This is a genomic window from Trichococcus sp. ES5 (genome assembly GCF_900067165.1).
In the GTDB taxonomy this organism is placed as follows: domain Bacteria; phylum Bacillota; class Bacilli; order Lactobacillales; family Aerococcaceae; genus Trichococcus; species Trichococcus flocculiformis.
In genome coordinates, this window is the sequence record NZ_FJND01000007.1 from 1 (window position 1) to 18634 (window position 18634).

Consider the following 18634-nt stretch of genomic DNA (forward strand, 5'->3'; position numbering starts at 1 on the left):
AAAATTCAATCAAAAAATGACGGTTACAAATACTGGAGGTAATCTCTCCACGGATGCTGGTCTCATTTTGGTTAAAGAATTCCTTCATTCAATCGGATTCGAACAGTTGATGGAGAAAGAGCTTCATTTTCAAGACTCCCGTCTCTCACCTACACATTCGAATGAAACCATCCTTGAACAACTGATTTTCCAATTAATTGCAGGCTATGATACCGATGCATCTGCCAACATCTTACGCCAGGATCCTTTCTTCCAACAGATGCTTGAGAAAAGTACATTGGCTTCACAGCCTTCGCTTTCGCGTTTTTGGGATCGCATCAGTGAGAGTCCCGATGCACTTGTGCAACTCCAAGCACTCAATCAAGCGATGCTGGATAAGGTACGTATACAACGTAATGCAACAGAAATGGTATTGGATTTGGATTCCACCTATAGTGACACCTACGGCAACCAAGAAGAAACGGCCTTCAACAGACATTATCAAACAACCGGTTATCATCCGCTCGTTGCCTTCGATGGTCTGTCCAAGGATTTTCTGAAGGCGGAACTGCGTTCCGGAAACACCTACTGCTCAACCGGGGTAGCCGATTTTTTGAATCCGCTTCTTGAACACTATAATCAGACTGTTCCAGTCAGCACCATTCTTGTCCGCGCAGATAGTGGCTTTGCAGCGCCGGAACTGTATGACCTCTGTGAAGAAAAAGAGCATCAGTACGTCATTCGACTCAAGCGAAATCGCCGCTTATTCAAAATGGCAGAGGAGTTTGTTCAAGTTGGGGATGAGACCGAATGGAGTCAGCGCGAAGAACATTTCTACTCGACTCGCTATCAAGCCAGCACTTGGAAGCATGACCGTAGGGTTTGTGTTCGTTCCGTCAGGGCAGCTAATGAACTAATTTTTCACCATGAATTCATTATCACCAATCTATCCAATGCTGTCTCGGCTGAACAAGTCTATCAAACGTATTGGAAGAGAGGTACCATGGAGAATTTCATCAAAGAAGCGAAGAATGGTTTCTTCTTCGATAAGACAGACAGTTCTCATTTCTTGGAGAATGCTGTTCGCATGATGGTTAGCTTGCTTTCCTACAACATCAACAATTTCATACGCACACTAGCTTTCCCGGAAAAGGCCAAAGGCCTACAGATACAAAGTATTCGTCTTCGGTTTTTCAAGATTGCTGGGAAACTGATCCACAGCGGAAGACGCATGATACTAAAACTCAGCACCCATCATGTCTACCAAGATGAATTTTTTCATATCCTACGGCAAATTCAATCCTTGTCTTGGTGAGTCCCCGTTAATTTAAAAAAAATCGTTCGAACAAAGGGATTAGTATGCCCTAAAACACAATAACAATCGCATTCCGTGCTTCTTTTCGTCTCTAAGAGACGTTTTGAAAGGAAAGAAATAACAACTCCGCGAAAAATCCAATATTGCAGATGAAATAGGGTTATTCATATCAAGATTTGGTGTGGTATGAATAATTCAGGATACAAAATAAATATAAAGGAAAACACCCCAACGACTATAGCCCCTAAAGCGAAAAGCAAAGACAACGTATCCGATCTGGTTTGGATAAATTTATTTCCCCTTAATGCGACCATCATGTAAAACATCGCTACCGTTGCAATTGAGGCCAGAATATAAGGTGAATAAATTTGCTTATTGGATTTAAGATTGCGCAAGGCAAGCTTTGAAAAAAAAAATTTATTCATGTTGCTCACCTCTGTTTGCCAAAACAACCAATGCTTGCGAGATCTTGTCCATAAACTGATCCGGTGTCTGTTCGCCACGGTAAATCTCATGATACACTTCACCATCTTGAATAAACAATACACGGCTCGAGTAGGCTGCAACCCTTGTACTGTGAGTAACCATGATAATCGTTTGTCCCGCATTATTAATTGCTTCAAAGGTTTCCAATAGATTTTGGCTCGATTTTGAATCCAACGCTCCAGTGGGTTCATCTGCAAGCAATAAGGCCGGATTTGTGATCAAAGCCCGAGCGACCGCTGCGCGCTGTTTTTGTCCCCCGGAAACTTCATAAGGATAATGATTGACCAGTCCATCGATGTTCATTTTTTTGATGATGGGCATCAAACGATTCTCCATTTCAGGTACGGGAGTATTGGATAATACTAGTGGCAATAAAATGTTGTCTTTTATTGAAAAATTATCCAACAAGTTAAAGTCTTGAAAAACAAATCCTAGGTAGTCTCTGCGAAAATCAGAAATCTCACTGTCTTTGATCTCTGTCAGGTCTCTGCCTTCCAGCATTACTTCACCGGCAGTGGCCGTATCCAGTGTTGCCAAAATGTTCAACAAGCTTGTTTTTCCTGAACCCGATTCACCCATGATAGAAACGAATTCTCCTTTTTTAACTGAAAAATTTATATCTTTTAAGGCTTGGACTTCCTGTGTGGAAAATCTTCCCGTATACGTCTTCTTTAAATGCTTCACTTCTAATAATGTCATGTTCGTTGCCTCCTGTTCATTTCTCTGTCCCTATTACTAGTTTAATAAAAATGAACGGCGTCTGCTTTTATCTTTTCTTACAAATGGCCGTTTAACCTTACAGTTTTGTAAGTTTACCCATCACTGGTCCCTCAGTAACGATTCTCTGGCTAAATCAATCGTTACTTTGGTGCCTTTTCCTAAAGTTGATTCGATCCTTAGGTCATGTCCCAAACGTTTTGTAATTTCCTGACTCAGAAACAATCCCAGACCCGTTGACTTCTCATGTATCCTTCCATTAAATCCTGAATAACCCCGTTCAAATATGCGCGGTAAGTCTTCAGAACGGATACCAATACCTGTATCTTCAATAATGAGCTGCTGCTCTTGTGTGGGGCTCATGTAAATCTTGATGGTGCCACCTTCGGGCGTATATTTCAAACTATTGGAAAGAATTTGCTCAACCAGAACACGCAGCCATTTCTCATCTGACAAGATAATTGCTGCTGTCTCTTGATAGTCTAATTGGATATGATTGTAAATAAACAAAATAGAAAATTTTTTTACCGTCTCTTTGATTACGCGATCGAGCGAAACATCTGCAAAATCCAAATCTGTACCACTTTGTTCAATTCTCACATAATTCAATGCCATATGTGTATAATTTTCAATCCGTAGCAGCTCTTGTTCCATTTGGTTCCGATAATTCATTTGACTATCTCGTTGCATCAATAAGCTGATGGCTGAAATGGGTGTTTTGATCTGATGCAGCCACAAGGTAAAATAATCCATCTGAGAATTGCTTCTCTGCACATTATTTCTTTCGATTTGTTGGATCTCTTTGATTAAGTCTACGATTTTAAGACGAAGAAAAGCTTCACTTGGGTCTTGGCTAGCAGCTAATTGTTTCAGCGCATGGATTGGATCTTTATCCAGGCGTTCCAGTAATCGAAACCGCTTGTAATACCTCGAAAATTGAAATGCGAAAAAACAACTGCCTAAAAACAAAGAAAGCTCGATAGCGAATAGCAAAAAAAAGAGTGGCAATCGTCCCAATATATAGACGAGACTGAACACCATGACGTTAAGCATATATAGGATCATCAAAGAGCGTTCGGCTTTAATAAAAGCTATCAAAATGTCTGCCCATTTCTTATTTTGTTTCATCATGCTCGTCCTTCTGAAGTCCATATCCAAATCCTTTTTTCGTGACAATAAAGGAAGTTACATTTATTTCTGCAAGTTTTTTGCGTAAGCGATTGATGTTGACAGCTAATGTATTGTCATCAATAAAGGAATCATTTTCCCATAGTTTCATCATGATGGCCTCTCGGGAAACAAAGGCCCCTTTTTGCAGAAAGAGGACTTCTAAAATTTTCATTTCATTTTTGGTTAATTCTACTTCCTGATCCTGGTATTGAACCTTTAATTCACTTGTCTTCAGATGTACCTGCCGATGACTCAAATAAATGTCATTGCCGGTAAAGTCATAGGTTCTCCGCAACAATGCCTGTATTTTTGCTAAAGCAACAGTTAAATCAAAGGGCTTACTGATAAAATCATCTGCTCCCATTTGTATCGCCATTACAATATCCATTCGTTCGCTCTGTGAAGAAACAAAAATAATGGGTACTTGAGAGATTTTACGAATTTCCGTACACCAATAATACCCGTTAAAGTACGGAAGTTTAATATCTATCAAGACCAATTGGGGTGCTTCCTGTGTAAATGTGTTCATTACGTCATTAAAATCGGTGACATAGAAGGCATCGTATTGCCATTTCATCAACTCTTCCTGCAAACTTGAGGCAATCACTAAATCATCTTCAATAATCATAATCTTCATCAACCTATTCACCTACTCATCCTTCATTCGTTGCTTCTACTATACAGGATTAATTCCCGTTAGCCTATTGGACCTTGGACTTAGTAACCATTTTGACTGTTCAATTATTTCACAAGATAAGCATCCCACTAACAAAATATGGCTGTATAATTTTTAGTGTGGATGAGTACAGAGAAAAAGCTGTCTCGTTGACGAGGCAGCTTTGGTTGGGCGTTATTCTTTTTGGGGGGTGTCCGATAATTGCGAAGAATCGGACATTTAGGTAGCTTATTGTGACACGGATGTCCGATAACTTCATAGAATCGGACATCCAGGATGACTATACCGGCATGCTTGTCCGATAACTCTATAGAATCGGACATCTACGCAGACTACGCTGTCCTGCTTGTCCGATAATCGCAAAATATCGGACAACCTGAAGCAGGAGAGCGATTCGCAGGCACTGTTTTATTTATAAGCCGGCAGATAATCGCCATGGGCAGCGATCAATTCGTCCACCATTGCTTTTATTTCGGAAATGGACAGTTCCGAATTCGCATGCGGATCCATCAATGCCGCTTGATAGATTTTATCTTTTTCAAGTGTCATTGCGGCTTCAACCGTCAACTCCTGGACATTGATGTTTGTCCGGTCCAATGCGGCCAGTTGCGTAGGAAGGTTGCCTACATAGGTAGGTTGGACGCCATTCTTGTCCACCAAACACGGAACTTCCACACAGCAATTTTCCGGCAAATTAGTGATTAGCCCCTTATTCAAAACATTCCCTGCAATCACAGTCGGCGTTCCGGTTGTAATCGCATCCATAATATAAGAGGCATATTCGCGACTTCTTGTGTGTTCCAACGAACCGTCATTGACGATCTCGTCTCTTTGCGTTTCCCAGCCTGCGATTTGATCAACGCATCTTCTCAAGTATTCATCGATCGGGATCTGCAGCTGCTCTATCAATTCCGGATAATTCTTTTTGATGAAGTAAGGATGGTACTCTGCGTTATGCTCGCTGGATTCTGTGATGTAGTAGCCGAAGTGTTTCATCAATTCAAAGCGCACAGAATCCTTATGCGGATTGGCTATTTCTGAAGCCAGTCTGCGGATTTCAGGGTAGAAATCTTTTCCGTTCCGGTTAATTTCCAGCAGCCAAGCCATGTGGTTGATGCCGGCGATTTTCCATTGGAATTCATCCAGATTGTATTGATCTTTAATGCCCAGATGTTCGAATAATTCCGGCACACAGACTTGGACACTGTGGCACAAGCCGACCGTTTTGATCTTCGTCGCTTTCAGCATGCCCATCGTCAAAATAGCCATCGGATTGGTGTAGTTCAATAACCAGGCATCTGGACAAACCTCTTCCATGTCTTTGGCGATGTCGAACATCACCGGAAGTGTGCGCAATCCTCTGAAGATCCCGCCGATACCGGTAGTGTCCCCGATTGTCTGCTGCAAGCCGTATTTTTTAGGAATCTCAAAATCAATCACAGTGCTCGGCTTGTAGCCGCCCACTTGGATCGCATTGATGACAAAATTCGCATCTTTCAAAGCTTCTTTTCTGTCGCTGAAAGATTGTATTTTTGCGCGGCTTTGATTCGAGTTTTTGTTGATGGTCTGAAGCATCAGTTCGGATTCTTTCAATCGGTTTTCATCAATATCGTACAATGCAATTTCTGCATCCTGGAGACTAGACGTCAACATCGCATCCCCTAAAACGTTTTTTGCGAAGATTGTGCTGCCTGCACCGATAAAACAAATTTTGACCATGTTCATGCTCCTTTTCCTTTTGATGTCTTCAGTATAGGCTATTCTCACTGAATAAGAAGGGCATGGTTTTAGCTTCAGGGTACAATTTTTCAGGTCTTATTTTTCGAGCTTATACCGGGTCGGGGAACTTTGGAATCTGTTTTTGAAGGCCCGTGTAAAAGAGTGCCGGTTCTGGTATCCTACCGCGCTTGCTATTTGCTCCACCGACAATTCCGTTGTTTTCAACAACTGGCTAGCTTTGTTCATGCGGTATAGATTCAAATATTTGAGGGCGGTCAAGCCTAACTCCTCCTTGATTACCTGGCTGAAATAGGCTGGGTGGAGGTACATCGATTTCGCAATTTCTTCGATCGTCAGATCCTCGCGATAATAATTATTTCCCACATACAACAAAAAAGCTTCACTGTATTTTTTTGTTCGGCTGATGCGGACCCCCATTTCCATATTTTCATTATGGATTTTGAAGAATGAAAATATGTCATAGAAGAGCGCCTGATTCGCCAGTTTTTTGGCATCATCAAAAAAATCGGCTTCCATGAAATGCGCGAATTTCTCCTGCAGCTCTTTTTGTGCGCCAACTTGACCGATATAGTCTTTGGCTCCGATCCCGTTCGTATGCAGGATTTCTTTCACTTTGGTGCCCGAAAATCCGATCCAATAGTATTCCCATGGATCTTGCACATCCGCTTCGTAATCGACCAGTTCATTCGGACGGATCAGAAAAAAATCACCAGTACCCAAATGATGCGTTGTATCATTCACGGTATACCGCCCTTTTCCACTGATCACAAAATGCACGATGTAGTTGTCCCGTAACGAAGGCCCAAAACGATGCTTGCTCTGGCACTTTTCGTATCCCACATTGAAAAAATAAAAATCCGAGAAATAGTATTCTTTAAAAAATAGATCCTTCAATAGTTTTTCGCTCATCGGGTATCCTCTGTTATCTGTTTATTTATCGGTATATTTGTATAGGTAGATTTTAGCACAACACCTGCTAACGGTGACAGAAAAGGATCAGATACACCGGTAAAACGGGCCGATATCCGCAACAACGGCTACCAGCTGATCACGAATACAGGATGGCAAGGAAAACAGAGAGTTCCCCACCGAAATAACCTTCCAAAGCGGCTTTGGAAGGTTATTTCTGATCGAATCCGGTCCGAAAAACCCTTCAAAGCGGGTTGGCGTGCTAAATCATTCCGGTCCCTACATTTCTTTGCCATTTTGTACCTTATTTCCCGCAGTACTTCTTGTATTTCTTGCCGCTCCCGCAAGGGCAAGGATCATTGCGGCCGATTTTCGGCTCGTTTACGATTGGTGTACGTTTTATTTGGGAAATGAAGTCCGGATTGTTTTTCATCAGCTGATCGAAAAACAGATCTGTAAAAAAGGCCTCTTCGTCATCATAATCGTCATACTCATCATTATACTCATTTTCGAAGCATCCCCAGTCCCTCAATTCGGCGATCGTATCCTCGATTTTATGTAAGTATTTATTGTCTGAGGCATCCGCTAATACTGCCGCTTTACCTTTTTTCATTGCCCGATCCACGGAACTTGTTCTGACTACTTCAGAATGCGCCGGATTGTTTTTGTAAGCTTCCTTGATTTCGTCATACAATTCTCCAGGGTAGATAGTAACGCAGGTATTTATCAACATCGAGAGCATGGTACTGTTGTCAAGGGTATGAAAGAGCTCTCTGTAGTAATCAATGACCGTTTCCCTTGGGATGTCCCCGCTCATCGCCAAAACAGCAAAGGCATTTACGGCTTGAACTCTGGTGTACTCGTCGACTACTTCATTATTGATCATTCTCTTTATGGATTCCAAATCATCTCCGCAAAGGGAAGCGATTATCCGTCCACCCGCTTCCGTCATCACGTCTCCGAGCAAGTCAAACGCCATGTCATTCGGCAGACTGAAGATATCAAATACGATCGGATAAGCTTCTTCAACTCTGAACTGCGCCAACAAATAAATAGCATAATTATGACCAAAATAGTCAGGGCGGCTGATGTATTTTTTCCGGGTTATCCCTTACCTGCCTTAAGATATTCAACAACAAAGGAATCGCTTCTTCTTTTCTGGCAATTATTTCCTTCAATTCCTCTTCAGGAAAAACAGTTCCGCGAATGTATTCGATTCGTTTCACTATTTCATCCATCGTGTTTTTTGAGGTGTAATCAGTGTCCGGATGCTGCTTCCCTTTACCCTTGAGATAATCCAAGCGCCTGCTGAAATCCTCTTCATCGAACGCTTTTCCCGCTACCAAACTCGAAGTCGTCCTGTCTAAAAGAACTTCAGCAATCTGCTCTTTTGCTTCCTGCGGGCTGCATCCCGAAGCAACAAGACGTTCAAAAGTGTCTGTCGTGCATTTTGGATCATTGTCATTCAATTGATTATCCACTACTTCCAACATAGCCTCTTTCAATTCTTCGCTCACCATCACCAACACCTCACCAATGATATAGATTTTTGGAACTGCCCTTTTATGTACATCCAGTTTACCATACCCCTGCTTTCCGGAGCACGCTTGATCAGAAACCGTTACCAAAAAAACGCAGAGCAACGCAAGACAAAAAAAACGGGGCCGTCTCTTTTACAGACAACCCCGCCCCTTTGTGTTTTCTCATGTGCGGTTGCAGAATTCACACAATTTTAAACGACTACTTCTATTTTTAACTTTCCGCCTGCAGATTCCACAATATCATTCAATGTTTGTACACTAATATTTTGAGCACCTTTTTCAACTCGGGCAATGTAAGATTGTTTTTTCCCAGTTAGATTAGCTAATTCAGATTGGGTTAACTGTTTTTCTGCTCTAATTTTCAAAAGAATGTTTGCCGCTTGATAGCTGGCTTCGGTTTCTCTCCATGCTTCAGCAAATTCTGGCGTGTCCATTTGGGTATCAAAGTATTTTTGTAATTTATTTTCCATCTTTTTACTCATTCCTTTCCAGGTAGTCTTTACGATACTCTTTAGATTTAGTGATTTCTCTTGACGGGGTTTTTTGCGTTTTTTTCGTGAAACCATGGGTGATAATATACTTATTATTGTGAAAATGAAAATATAAGCATCTAAATATATTGCTTGAGAATTTCACTCGAAGTTCGTAAATGCCATCGCCTAAGTGATCGATATACCCTGGTGGAGACTGCGCTCCAAAATCTTCCACAATAGTTATTGCGCGTAATACTTTAGCTCTGGATTTTACATCCAAACTATCTAAATACACCAAAAAGGGAGCTTCACCGTTTTCTTTTTCATAGACATCAAAATTGTATTTTTTCATACCCTCATTATAACTTATAAGTGATTAAAAGTAAATATCCCCTCAACTTCAGCACCTTGAAAATGAACTCAGACTCTAGGCAACCCCTGTCCTATTTTCATTTATCCAGATTCATCGGGCAGAAAACCTCGGCCTTACAGAAAATCCCAAAAGGCGCTCCGGCAAGAGCGCCTTTTGGGATTTTTCACTATATATTCCTATCCTTTGACTGATCCGGAAGTCACGCCTTCCACATAGAAGCGTTGCATGAAGATGAACAGAATCGTGATCGGGATGGCAATCAGCACACAGCCTGCGGTGAAGGCCATGAATAGCGAGTTCGCGGTTGTGCGGGTCATCATCGTGAACAGCCCAATCGCGATCGTGTAGTTCGGGATGTTGTCGCCCATGATGATTTTTGCGAAGATGAAATCCATCCATGGTCCCATGAAAGCCAGCAAGGACGTGTACACGATGATCGGTTTGGACAACGGCAGTGTGATTTTTGTGAAGATCTCCCACTTGTTGGCACCGTCGATCATGGCCGATTCATCCAATGCCATCGGGATCGTGTCGAAGAATCCTTTGGCGATGTAGAAGCCTAGCGCCGAGCCGGCGGAATAGACCAGAATCAAAGCAAGCAGGCTTTCCGTCAGGTTCAGGGCTTTCAGGATGTAGTACACGGCGATCATGCTCATGAATCCGGGGAACATGTTCAGGACCAACGCGACTTTCAGGAACGGTTTCCGCATCTTGAAGCGCAGGCGCGACAGTGCGTACGCCATTGCGATTGTGATGAAAGTCGACAGAATGCAACTGATGACGGAAACAAACAACGTGTTCAGGAACCAGCGCACAAACGGATAATTTCCGGTTGTGTTCTGCAAAAGAATTCTGTAGTTATCCAACGTGAATGATTTTGGAATAATGTACGGAACGAACGCGCCGCCTTCTGCTCGGAAACTGGTCAAAACGATCCATACGATAGGGAATAGCCAAATGACCGACAGAACAGCCAGGACGGCATAGACTGTAGCCAGCGAAGACCGCCGTTGCGCTTTATATCCTGTTGTTTTCTTTACTTTTGCCATTTTTTTAGCCCTCCTTGAATGAATTCGTTCTTGTGTAAGCCAGCAGACTGAACACTGCGGACAGGATGAAGATCAGGATACCGATTACGGATGCCAAATTGTAGTCCATAGTATTGACCGTCAAGTTGTATAGCCACGTAACCAACAAGTCCGTCGAACCCGCGCCGTAAAAGTCGGAGTTCGAAGGTCCGCCTCCGGTCAACAGGAAAATGACGTTGAAGTTGTTGATGTTGCCGATGAACTGTTGGATCAACGCAGGCATCATCACGAACAGAATTTGCGGGAAAGTGATGTTCCTGAAAATCTGCAGTTTGTTGGCGCCATCGATCCGGGCTGCTTCGATCTGATCCGTCGGCAGGTTTTGGATGATCCCCGTCGAAACCAGCATCGTTGCCGGAATCCCGATCCACATGTTGACGACAATGACGGTAATTTTTGCCCAAATCGGATCTGTCAAAAATGGAATGGCTGAATCGATCAGGCCCAAGTTCAACAATGTCGCGTTGATGGGACCCGCGCCATTCAAGAGATTACGCATCACCAACAGTGAAATAAACTGCGGAACGGCCATCGTGGTGACGAAAATTGTGCGCCAAACGCCTTTGAATTTCAGGCCTTTAGTATTGATCAAAAGTGCCAGCAGGATGCCGAAGAAAAAGCAAGTGACTGTTGCCAGTGTAGCCCAAATCAGCGTCCAGCCCAAGACCGGGAAGAAGGTGTCTGCCATATTTCCGGAAATGACGTTACCGAAGTTTACAAAGCCGACCCAGGTAAAAAGGTTTTTCGGCGGCAGATGCGTGTGGTCATAGTTCGTGAAGGCGATCGAAATCATGTAGAGTAGTGGCAGGACCGTGAACAAAAGTACACCCAACAACGGAATCGTCATCAAGGTAGCATGGAATCGTTCATTCAACAAACTTGCCAAATCATCCATCGTGCTCGGGATTTTTTTGCCTGCTTGCTTCAGTTCATGGATATTCCTTGCGCTTTTCAGATTGATGATGTACAAACCCACAAAGAGCAAACAAATCACAATGGCAGCAATGCCGAATAATAGCAGTAACATCGAGTTGTCGCCCTCTTGCAGCACTTCAATCCCCAAGCGTTCGTCAAAAACGAGCCCTTGCGATTGGGTACCCAACGTCGCCAACATGGACAGCGCCCGCAGTCCGTTGCGGATCAGCCAATAGAAGAAGGCGATCTGCGAAAACAGGAAAATCAAACCTTTTAGGTATTGTTTATTGGCAAGATTGGCAGCTCCCATGACAACAAAGGAAAGTTTTGTTGCGACATCCCCTTCTTTGAACAACTCCCGAAAGGTCATCTGCTGGCCGTAACTTTTTTTCTTGAACATGGCTTCCCCACTCACTTTCATCATTTAAATAAGAGGGACGAAAGATGCGTGCTCTTTCGCCCTCCCTTTTTAATTTTTATTCTTTTTCTTCTTCTGGTTCTGTTACTTTGGATGTGTCTTCGACCAATTTATCCAGTTTACTCATGTATTCGTCTGCTGTGATGTTGCCTTTGTATGCATCGTTGATGATGGCATCCATTGCTGGCCAGAAGGAAACGATTTCTGGAACTTTAGGCATTACGACTGAATGAGTGGATTGGGACATTTCCATGACCGCTTTTGCAACAACGTCTTCTTGTACTTCTGCTGATTCCTGAACGACTTTGTTAGATGGGATTACGCCCATTTCCTGGAATTCAATCAATTGGGAAGTTTCATTGGACAGGTAGTTCGCCAAAGCCATGGATGCTAAAGGCGCATCTGTCTGTTGGTTTACCGCAAACAATTTGACGCCCAAGAAAGCTTTCATCTGAACTTCGCCGCTGCCGAAATCGACTGTCGGGTAAGCCGCAACGCCCATATTTTCGCCCAATGCTTTGGTGACATCATTTTTCGACCAAGGTCCGGAAAGGAATGCGTCCGAAACGCCTGCTTCCAAGTTGGCTAAGGCTTCAGCACCGGACTGGATCACGCCTGGATTGTTCTTTTGAGCTGCGATCCATGCAAGTACTTCAGCACCTTTTTCGCTGTTGAAATTGGTTCCGCTTGGATCTTCACCGGTTTCGCCGTACAAGTACAGGCCGTTACTCATGAACAGCGGTCCGAAGATATAGTTGGCTCCGGCTTCAGCAAAGTTTGTGCCGATTTTGCCTTTTTCAGACAATGTCGTCCAGCTCTTCACATCGTCTTCAGTAAGTTTCGCTTTGTTATAGTAGAGAACTTGCGATTCAACGCCGTATGGGTAGCCGTAAAGCTCATCGTTCCACGTTACGCCTTCCACAGCCGATTCCACGTTGTTTGCTTTTACTTCATCTGCATATTTTGTGTTCGGATATAACAGACCTGCTTCAGCCATTTGACCGACTTGGTCGTGCGGCATCATGAAAACGTCAGCCGCTGCTTTTGGATCTTTCGAGACATCTTTCTTTGCATCAGCTGAGCTTCCTGCCGCCACTTCAACCGTAACTTCAGGGAATTCTTTTTCGAACTCTGCTACGATCCCTTTGAAGACTTCCACATGATCTGTGTCCACCCACAATTTGACGTCGCCTTCCACAACGACTTCTCCGGATGTGTTTTCAGCTGAGCCTGTATCGCTTGTATCAGCTGTGCCGCCGCATGCGCCCAAGATTAAAGCAGATGCCCCCAAGATTAAACCGCTTCCAAAATACTTTTTCCAATTCGTTTTCACTTACTTGTCCCCCTTGAAATGAATTTCCTTTACAAGTTTGATTATGCAACCGATTGCTTTAATAGTCAAGCTTTTTTTATCAAAAAAAGAAAACGGTTCATTATTCGAAGGTGTTTGTTTCAGTGGAAAAAGTTCACTTATATAGTTATATAAAGCTTTCTCACTTTAAAAAAACCAATTGGACGCCATTCTCCATCTAAAAAACAAAATGCAACCGATTGCTTAAAGTTCTTGCATCCAACTATGCGATGTGACACAATATGGGAAAACAAAGAATGAAAAGGAGCCGATACTACTATGAACACTTCCGCACTTTACCATCGCCCTGAAAGCGAATTTGCCTACCTATATGACCCAGAAACGATGCACGTCCGTCTGCGTACTGCTCGTGGAGACGTCCGCGAGATGGGGTTGCTTTACGGGGATCCTTATTTTTTGGACAAAGAAGAATGGTTCCGCAAACCGCTTCAGATGATCAAGACCCTTTCCACTGATCTTTACGATTACTGGTTCGTCGAAGTCACGGCACCCTTAAAGCGCCTGTCTTATGCATTCGCCTTGAAGGGTCATGATGGGATTTCCGTATTTTACGGCGATCACGGCGTTTATCCATTAGAAGAAGACTATTTGCGGATGCCGAACAACTACTTTCGGATGCCCTTCTTCCATGAAGTCGATCGCTACAAAACACCGGAATGGGTCAAAAAAACAGTTTGGTATCAGATTTTTCCGGAACGCTTTGCCAATGGGGATCCGAGCAACGATCCGGAAGGCACATTGGCCTGGGGTTCGGCAGATCCAAGCCGCGAGAACTTCTTCGGCGGCGACCTGCAGGGGGTCATCGACAAGCTTGATTATTTGGAGGACCTGGGTATCAACGGCATCTATTTCTGCCCGATTTTTGAAGCTTCTTCCAACCACAAATACGACACGATCGATTACCTGAAGATCGACCCGGCTTTCGGCGATGCAGAAACTTTCAAAAAACTCGTGGAAGAATGCCACAAGCGCGGCATGAAAGTCATGCTGGATGCCGTCTTCAATCATATCGGTGATTCTTCGCCGCAATGGCAGGACGTGCTTGCACACGGGGAAGATTCGCAATACGTCGACTGGTTCCACATCAATGAGTTTCCGGCTTCCTACAAACGCGGTGAAAATTTCGAAGATGCCTACGACATCACTTACGATGTCTTTGCCGCCAACCCGCATATGCCGAAGCTGAACACGGCCAATCCGGAAGTGCAGGATTATCTGCTGAACATCGCCCGTTACTGGATCGAAGCTTTCGATATCGACGCTTGGCGTTTGGATGTCGCGAACGAAGTCGATCACGCTTTTTGGAAAAAATTCCGGATTGTCTGCGATGAAGCCAAAAAAGATTTCTACATTCTCGGCGAAATTTGGCATTCTTCCCAAAACTGGTTGCAGGGCGACGAATTCCATGCCGTGATGAACTACGCCTTCACTGATGCGATTATGGGTTATTTCGTGAAGAATGAATTATCATTGAGTAAAATGGTTTCGGAAATGAACAACCAGCTGATGCTCTACCGCAATCAGACAAACCAGATGCAATTCAATATCCTCGATTCCCACGATACACCGCGTCTATTGACGGAAGCCAACGAGGACAAAGACGTCATGAAACAAGCGATGGCATTCACTTATATCCAACCTGGCGTTCCATGCCTGTACTACGGGGATGAAATCGGTTTGACCGGCGGGATGGACCCGGATTGCCGCAAGTGCATGGTCTGGGAAGAAGAAAAACAGGATCGCGATCTGCACCGTTTCGTGAAAGAACTGAACGGGATCCGCAAAGAGCAACAAAAAATCCTTTCGGAAGGCACTGTTTATTGGCGCCAGGTATCCGAAGAATCCGGCGTAGTCATCTTTGAGCGCATGCTGGGCGGCGAGGTCATCCGCGGCGCCTTCAATACCGGCGAGCACACGGCACGGGTCGAGCTGATCGGAGAGGCTTTGTTCTCGAACCTTGCGGACGTATCGGACGGGGCTGTCGAATTGGCGCGCAAAGGTTTTGTGTTGATGAAAGAATAATCACTGCCTATTTAGAATTAATAAGAGATGAGGTTGCAGCATGAAAAAACATTGGTGGCAAGAGGTTGTCGTGTATCAGGTCTATCCGCGGAGCTTCAGGGACAGCAACGGCGACGGCATCGGTGATATCGCCGGCATGACCGAAAAATTGGATTATCTGGAAAAATTGGGTATCGGAGCGATTTGGCTTTCGCCTGTCTACCAGTCGCCGAACGACGACAACGGCTATGATATTGCCGACTACGAAGCCATCCTTGACGAGTTCGGCACGATGGAAGAGATGGAGCATTTTATCGCGGAAGCCGACAAGCGCAACATCAAAGTAGTGATGGATCTGGTGGTCAATCATACTTCGGACGAGCACGCCTGGTTTGTCGAAGCAAAAAAAGGCAAAGACAATCCATACCGCGACTATTACGTCTGGGCTGATCCTGCCGCGGACGGCGGCGTTCCGAACGGATTGGGCTCCGCCTTCTCCGGACCGGCCTGGGAATGGGATGCGGCGAGCGGTCAATATTACTTGCATCTTTTCAGCAAAAAACAGCCGGACCTGAACTGGCAGAATCCAAAAATGCGCCAGGAAATCTACGCGATGATGAATCGCTGGATCGCTAAAGGCATCGGCGGCTTCCGCATGGATGTCATCGACCTGATCGGAAAAATCCCCGAGAAAGGCATCACCGGCAACGGACCGCAGCTGCATGAATTCCTGCAGGAAATGCAGCAAGCGACTTTCGGCAACCACGACCTGCTGACCGTCGGCGAAACCTGGGGAGCGACCCCGGAAATCGCCAAACTGTACTCTGCTCCTGAGCGCAACGAACTGTCGATGGTTTTCCAATTCGAACATATCGGCCTGGACCAAAAATCGAACGGCGAGAAATGGGATCTGCAGCCGATGAAAGTCGCCGAACTGAAACGGATTCTGGCGAAATGGCAGACCGAACTCGGGCACGACGGCTGGAATTCCCTGTTCTGGAACAACCACGATTTGCCGCGGATGCTTTCGCGCTGGGGAAATGACCAGGAATACCGTTCGGAGAGCGCGAAAATGCTAGCGATCCTGTTGCACATGATGAAAGGCACGCCCTACATCTATCAAGGCGAAGAGATCGGCATGACCAATACGCCGATCACTGATATTGCCGAAGCAAGGGACATCGAAACGCTCAACATGTACAACGAGCGCTTGGCGAAAGGCTATTCCGAAGCAGATATCCTGGCTTCCATCAATGCCAAAGGCCGCGACAATGCCCGCCGCCCGATGCAGTGGAACGCTTCTTCCCACGGCGGATTTACGACAGGCACCCCTTGGATTGCCGTGAACAAAAATTATCCGGTCATCAATGCAGAAGCTGCTTTGGCCGATCCGGATTCGATTTTTTATACCTACCAAAAACTGATCCGCTTGCGCAAAGAAAACCCAATTATAATTTGGGGCGAATTCGAGCTGGTCGATACGGTCGACGAAGTCATCAGCTATTACCGGGAATACGAAGGCGAACGCAGGCTAGTCGTGGCCAACTTCTCTGATGCCGCGCAACCGTTCTCGGCTGAAGACGAGATAGCCGAAGTGATCATCCAGAATGACGGGAATGAGATTACCAGTTTGAAGGACCTCCAACTGAAGCCTTGGCAAGCTTTCGTGGTGAAGGTGAGCGCATGAGCAGATGGTGGAAAAATGCAGTAGGCTATCAGATTTATCCCCGGAGTTTCCGGGACGCCAACCACGACGGCATCGGCGACTTGCAGGGAATCATCGAAAAACTACCCTATCTGCAATCATTGGGCGTGGATTTCATCTGGCTGAACCCTGTTTACGCTTCGCCGAATGTCGACAACGGCTATGACATTTCCGATTATCAGGACATCCATCCCGATTTCGGGACGATGGCCGATTTCGAGGAACTGTTGGGCAAAGCCCATGCTGCAGGCATCAAAATCATCATGGATCTGGTGGTGAACCATACGAGCGACCAGCATCCTTGGTTTCTGGAAGCAAAAAAAGGCAAAGACAATCCTTACCGCGACTATTATTTGTGGGCGGATGCCACGGAAAACAAGCTGCCGAACGCTTGGCAAAGCTTCTTCGGCGGCTCGACCTGGACTTACGATGACAACTCGGGCCAGGCCTATTTCCATGTCTTTGCGCCGGAACAGCCCGATCTGAACTGGAAAAATCCGCAAGTGCGGGAAGAAATCTACCGGATGATCCGCTGGTGGCTGGACTTGGGGATCGACGGCTTCCGTTTGGATGCAATCAGCCATATCCAGAAAGAACCCTGGGATTTCAGAATCACCGATAATCCTTGGGCTCCTTTCATGAACGTCGCGGGGATCGAAGTCTATATGCAGGAGCTGAAGGAAATTTTTGATGCCTACCCGATCATGACAGTCGGCGAAGCAAGCGGCGTTTCCAGCAAAAAAGCGGTGCATTGGACCAAAGAAGACGGCTATCTGAACATGATCTTCGAGTTAGAGCATAATGTGCGCGAAGGCCAACCGGGTGCGGAACGGCTCAATCTGTTGGGGTTCAAAAAGGTGCTTTCGCGTTGGCAAAAGGATTTGGGGGCGAACGGATGGAACGCCCTGTACGTGGAGAACCACGACAATCCGCGGATCGCTTCGATTCTGGGGGACGAATCGCCCAAATCCGCCAAAGCGATCGCGACGATGTACATGCTGCTGAAAGGGACGCCCTTCATCTATCAAGGTCAGGAAATCGGCATGACCAACTTCGCTTTCGAATCGATGGAGCAAGTCGACGCCCAAGATTCGCACAATCTCTATCGTTTGTTATTGGACAAAGGTTCCTCGCCGGAAGAAGCATTGCGGAACGTAACCCATTGGACGCGGGACCATTCGCGCACTCCGTTGCAGTGGGAAGGCGGCATGTTCGGCGGCTTTTCCGAGCTGCTGCCCTGGATGGCCGTCAATGCGAACACCACGCAGGTGAATATTTTTGATCAGGAAAAGGACGAGCAGTCCGTTTTGAGCCATTACAAGCACCTGATCCGGTTGCGGAAGGCGCAGCCCGTCTACGCCGAGGGAACGTTCGAACTGATTCTGAAAAATCATCCGCAAGTCTTTGCCTATCTGCGGAAATCGGACACAAAACAGGTGCTCGTGCTGACGAACCTGAGCCGCAACCCTTGCCAAGTCGATCTGCCGACACGGGTTGCCAACAAAAAATGGCAGTTGCTGTCGACCAATACAGCGGACATGCCTGCTGTTGCAAAGCGGCTGCAGATGCAGCCCTACGATGCTTGGGTGTTTGAGGAAATCGGCTGATTGCCTGCTTATCGGAGTTGCGCGACGGATTGGGTGCCCTGCTCCGGTGAGGGTTCCCACACCGGCGGACAGCGGTAATTTGCAGGCGCTTCTCCTGAGAGCCTGTCCTAGTCGGAGCACAGTCCCCTGAATGTGGGCCGACCTCCGGC

At 45.5% G+C, this 18634-nt stretch carries 16 protein-coding genes; 4 read left to right on the forward strand and 12 right to left on the reverse strand.

The features are described 5' to 3' along the window. Nucleotides 1–1294, forward strand: a 1294-nt coding sequence (locus tag TES5_RS07255; protein ID WP_068561208.1) for an IS1380 family transposase, incomplete at its 5' end; no start/stop codon positions are given. 417 nt (nucleotides 1295–1711) lie between these two features. Here TES5_RS07255 and TES5_RS07265 read toward each other — a convergent pair. The 12 genes from TES5_RS07265 to TES5_RS07320 all read right to left on the reverse strand — a co-directional run bounded on the left by TES5_RS07265 (nucleotide 1712) and on the right by TES5_RS07320 (nucleotide 13133). After that, complete coding sequence (locus TES5_RS07265; RefSeq protein WP_068561210.1) at nucleotides 1712–2479, reverse strand: ABC transporter ATP-binding protein; 768 nt, start codon at nucleotides 2477–2479, stop codon at nucleotides 1712–1714. Nucleotides 2480–2599: 120 nt separating this feature from the next. Beyond that, a complete protein-coding gene (locus TES5_RS07270) occupies nucleotides 2600–3628 on the reverse strand; it encodes a sensor histidine kinase (RefSeq protein ID WP_232309320.1) in 1029 nt (342 codons plus the stop codon). Beyond that, on the reverse strand, nucleotides 3612–4307 hold the full coding sequence (locus tag TES5_RS07275) for a response regulator transcription factor (RefSeq protein WP_068561304.1): 696 nt from the start codon (nucleotides 4305–4307) through the stop codon (nucleotides 3612–3614). The genes TES5_RS07270 and TES5_RS07275 overlap by 17 nt, the downstream gene beginning before the upstream one ends. Before the next feature lie 444 nt (nucleotides 4308–4751). Further along, nucleotides 4752–6062, reverse strand: a complete 1311-nt coding sequence (locus TES5_RS07280; protein WP_068561211.1) for an alpha-glucosidase/alpha-galactosidase — start codon at nucleotides 6060–6062, stop codon at nucleotides 4752–4754. Nucleotides 6063–6158: 96 nt separating this feature from the next. Next, nucleotides 6159–6992, reverse strand: a complete 834-nt coding sequence (locus TES5_RS07285) for an AraC family transcriptional regulator (RefSeq protein ID WP_068561212.1) — start codon at nucleotides 6990–6992, stop codon at nucleotides 6159–6161. A 304-nt stretch (nucleotides 6993–7296) separates the two neighbouring features. Then, the gene (locus TES5_RS15555) at nucleotides 7297–8037 is read right to left on the reverse strand and encodes a DUF1186 domain-containing protein (RefSeq protein WP_255356052.1); all 741 of its coding nucleotides are present in this window, start codon (nucleotides 8035–8037) and stop codon (nucleotides 7297–7299) included. Between the two features lie 31 nt (nucleotides 8038–8068). Beyond that, nucleotides 8069–8512, reverse strand: coding sequence for a DUF1186 domain-containing protein (locus TES5_RS15690; RefSeq protein ID WP_068561214.1), 444 nt, complete (start codon nucleotides 8510–8512; stop codon nucleotides 8069–8071). A 212-nt stretch (nucleotides 8513–8724) separates the two neighbouring features. Further along, nucleotides 8725–9003, reverse strand: a complete 279-nt coding sequence (locus tag TES5_RS07300; RefSeq protein WP_232309321.1) for a helix-turn-helix domain-containing protein — start codon at nucleotides 9001–9003, stop codon at nucleotides 8725–8727. A gap of 4 nt (nucleotides 9004–9007) precedes the next feature. Further along, a complete protein-coding gene (locus TES5_RS07305; protein WP_068561215.1) occupies nucleotides 9008–9358 on the reverse strand; it encodes a type II toxin-antitoxin system RelE/ParE family toxin in 351 nt (116 codons plus the stop codon). A gap of 197 nt (nucleotides 9359–9555) precedes the next feature. Continuing rightward, on the reverse strand, nucleotides 9556–10428 hold the full coding sequence (locus TES5_RS07310) for a sugar ABC transporter permease (protein WP_068561216.1): 873 nt from the start codon (nucleotides 10426–10428) through the stop codon (nucleotides 9556–9558). A gap of 4 nt (nucleotides 10429–10432) precedes the next feature. After that, nucleotides 10433–11782 carry a carbohydrate ABC transporter permease gene (locus TES5_RS07315; protein ID WP_068561306.1) on the reverse strand — a complete coding sequence of 450 codons (1350 nt, stop codon included), beginning with the start codon at nucleotides 11780–11782 and terminating at the stop codon, nucleotides 10433–10435. A 76-nt stretch (nucleotides 11783–11858) separates the two neighbouring features. Beyond that, complete coding sequence (locus tag TES5_RS07320) at nucleotides 11859–13133, reverse strand: extracellular solute-binding protein (protein WP_068561217.1); 1275 nt, start codon at nucleotides 13131–13133, stop codon at nucleotides 11859–11861. A gap of 297 nt (nucleotides 13134–13430) precedes the next feature. On the opposite strand from TES5_RS07320, the gene TES5_RS07325 reads away from it, so the two are divergent. Genes TES5_RS07325 through TES5_RS07335 form a run of 3 tightly spaced genes read left to right on the forward strand, consistent with a single transcriptional unit; the run spans nucleotide 13431 to nucleotide 18485 of the window. Continuing rightward, nucleotides 13431–15194 carry a glycoside hydrolase family 13 protein gene (locus TES5_RS07325; RefSeq protein ID WP_068561218.1) on the forward strand — a complete coding sequence of 588 codons (1764 nt, stop codon included), beginning with the start codon at nucleotides 13431–13433 and terminating at the stop codon, nucleotides 15192–15194. 40 nt (nucleotides 15195–15234) lie between these two features. Continuing rightward, nucleotides 15235–16860 carry a glycoside hydrolase family 13 protein gene (locus TES5_RS07330; protein ID WP_068561219.1) on the forward strand — a complete coding sequence of 542 codons (1626 nt, stop codon included), beginning with the start codon at nucleotides 15235–15237 and terminating at the stop codon, nucleotides 16858–16860. Then, nucleotides 16857–18485 (forward strand): glycoside hydrolase family 13 protein, encoded by a 1629-nt coding sequence (locus tag TES5_RS07335; RefSeq protein WP_068561220.1) that lies wholly within the window; start codon nucleotides 16857–16859, stop codon nucleotides 18483–18485. The genes TES5_RS07330 and TES5_RS07335 overlap by 4 nt, the downstream gene beginning before the upstream one ends. Nucleotides 18486–18634 lie beyond the last annotated feature (149 nt).

Excerpts from the sequence above, each read along its gene's own strand:
- TES5_RS07300 (WP_232309321.1), bottom strand. The coding sequence starts at position 9,003 with ATGGAAAATAAATTACAAAAATACTTTGATACCCAAATGGACACGCCA.
- TES5_RS07315 (WP_068561306.1), bottom strand. The coding sequence starts at position 11,782 with ATGTTCAAGAAAAAAAGTTACGGCCAGCAGATGACCTTTCGGGAGTTG.
- TES5_RS07270 (WP_232309320.1), bottom strand. The coding sequence starts at position 3,628 with ATGATGAAACAAAATAAGAAATGGGCAGACATTTTGATAGCTTTTATT.
- TES5_RS07265 (WP_068561210.1), bottom strand. The coding sequence starts at position 2,479 with ATGACATTATTAGAAGTGAAGCATTTAAAGAAGACGTATACGGGAAGA.
- TES5_RS07285 (WP_068561212.1), bottom strand. The coding sequence starts at position 6,992 with ATGAGCGAAAAACTATTGAAGGATCTATTTTTTAAAGAATACTATTTC.
- TES5_RS07280 (WP_068561211.1), bottom strand. The coding sequence starts at position 6,062 with ATGGTCAAAATTTGTTTTATCGGTGCAGGCAGCACAATCTTCGCAAAA.
- TES5_RS15690 (WP_068561214.1), bottom strand. The coding sequence starts at position 8,512 with ATGGTGAGCGAAGAATTGAAAGAGGCTATGTTGGAAGTAGTGGATAAT.
- TES5_RS07325 (WP_068561218.1), top strand. The coding sequence starts at position 13,431 with ATGAACACTTCCGCACTTTACCATCGCCCTGAAAGCGAATTTGCCTAC.
- TES5_RS07335 (WP_068561220.1), top strand. The coding sequence starts at position 16,857 with ATGAGCAGATGGTGGAAAAATGCAGTAGGCTATCAGATTTATCCCCGG.
- TES5_RS07310 (WP_068561216.1), bottom strand. The coding sequence starts at position 10,428 with ATGGCAAAAGTAAAGAAAACAACAGGATATAAAGCGCAACGGCGGTCT.
- TES5_RS07330 (WP_068561219.1), top strand. The coding sequence starts at position 15,235 with ATGAAAAAACATTGGTGGCAAGAGGTTGTCGTGTATCAGGTCTATCCG.
- TES5_RS07305 (WP_068561215.1), bottom strand. The coding sequence starts at position 9,358 with ATGAAAAAATACAATTTTGATGTCTATGAAAAAGAAAACGGTGAAGCT.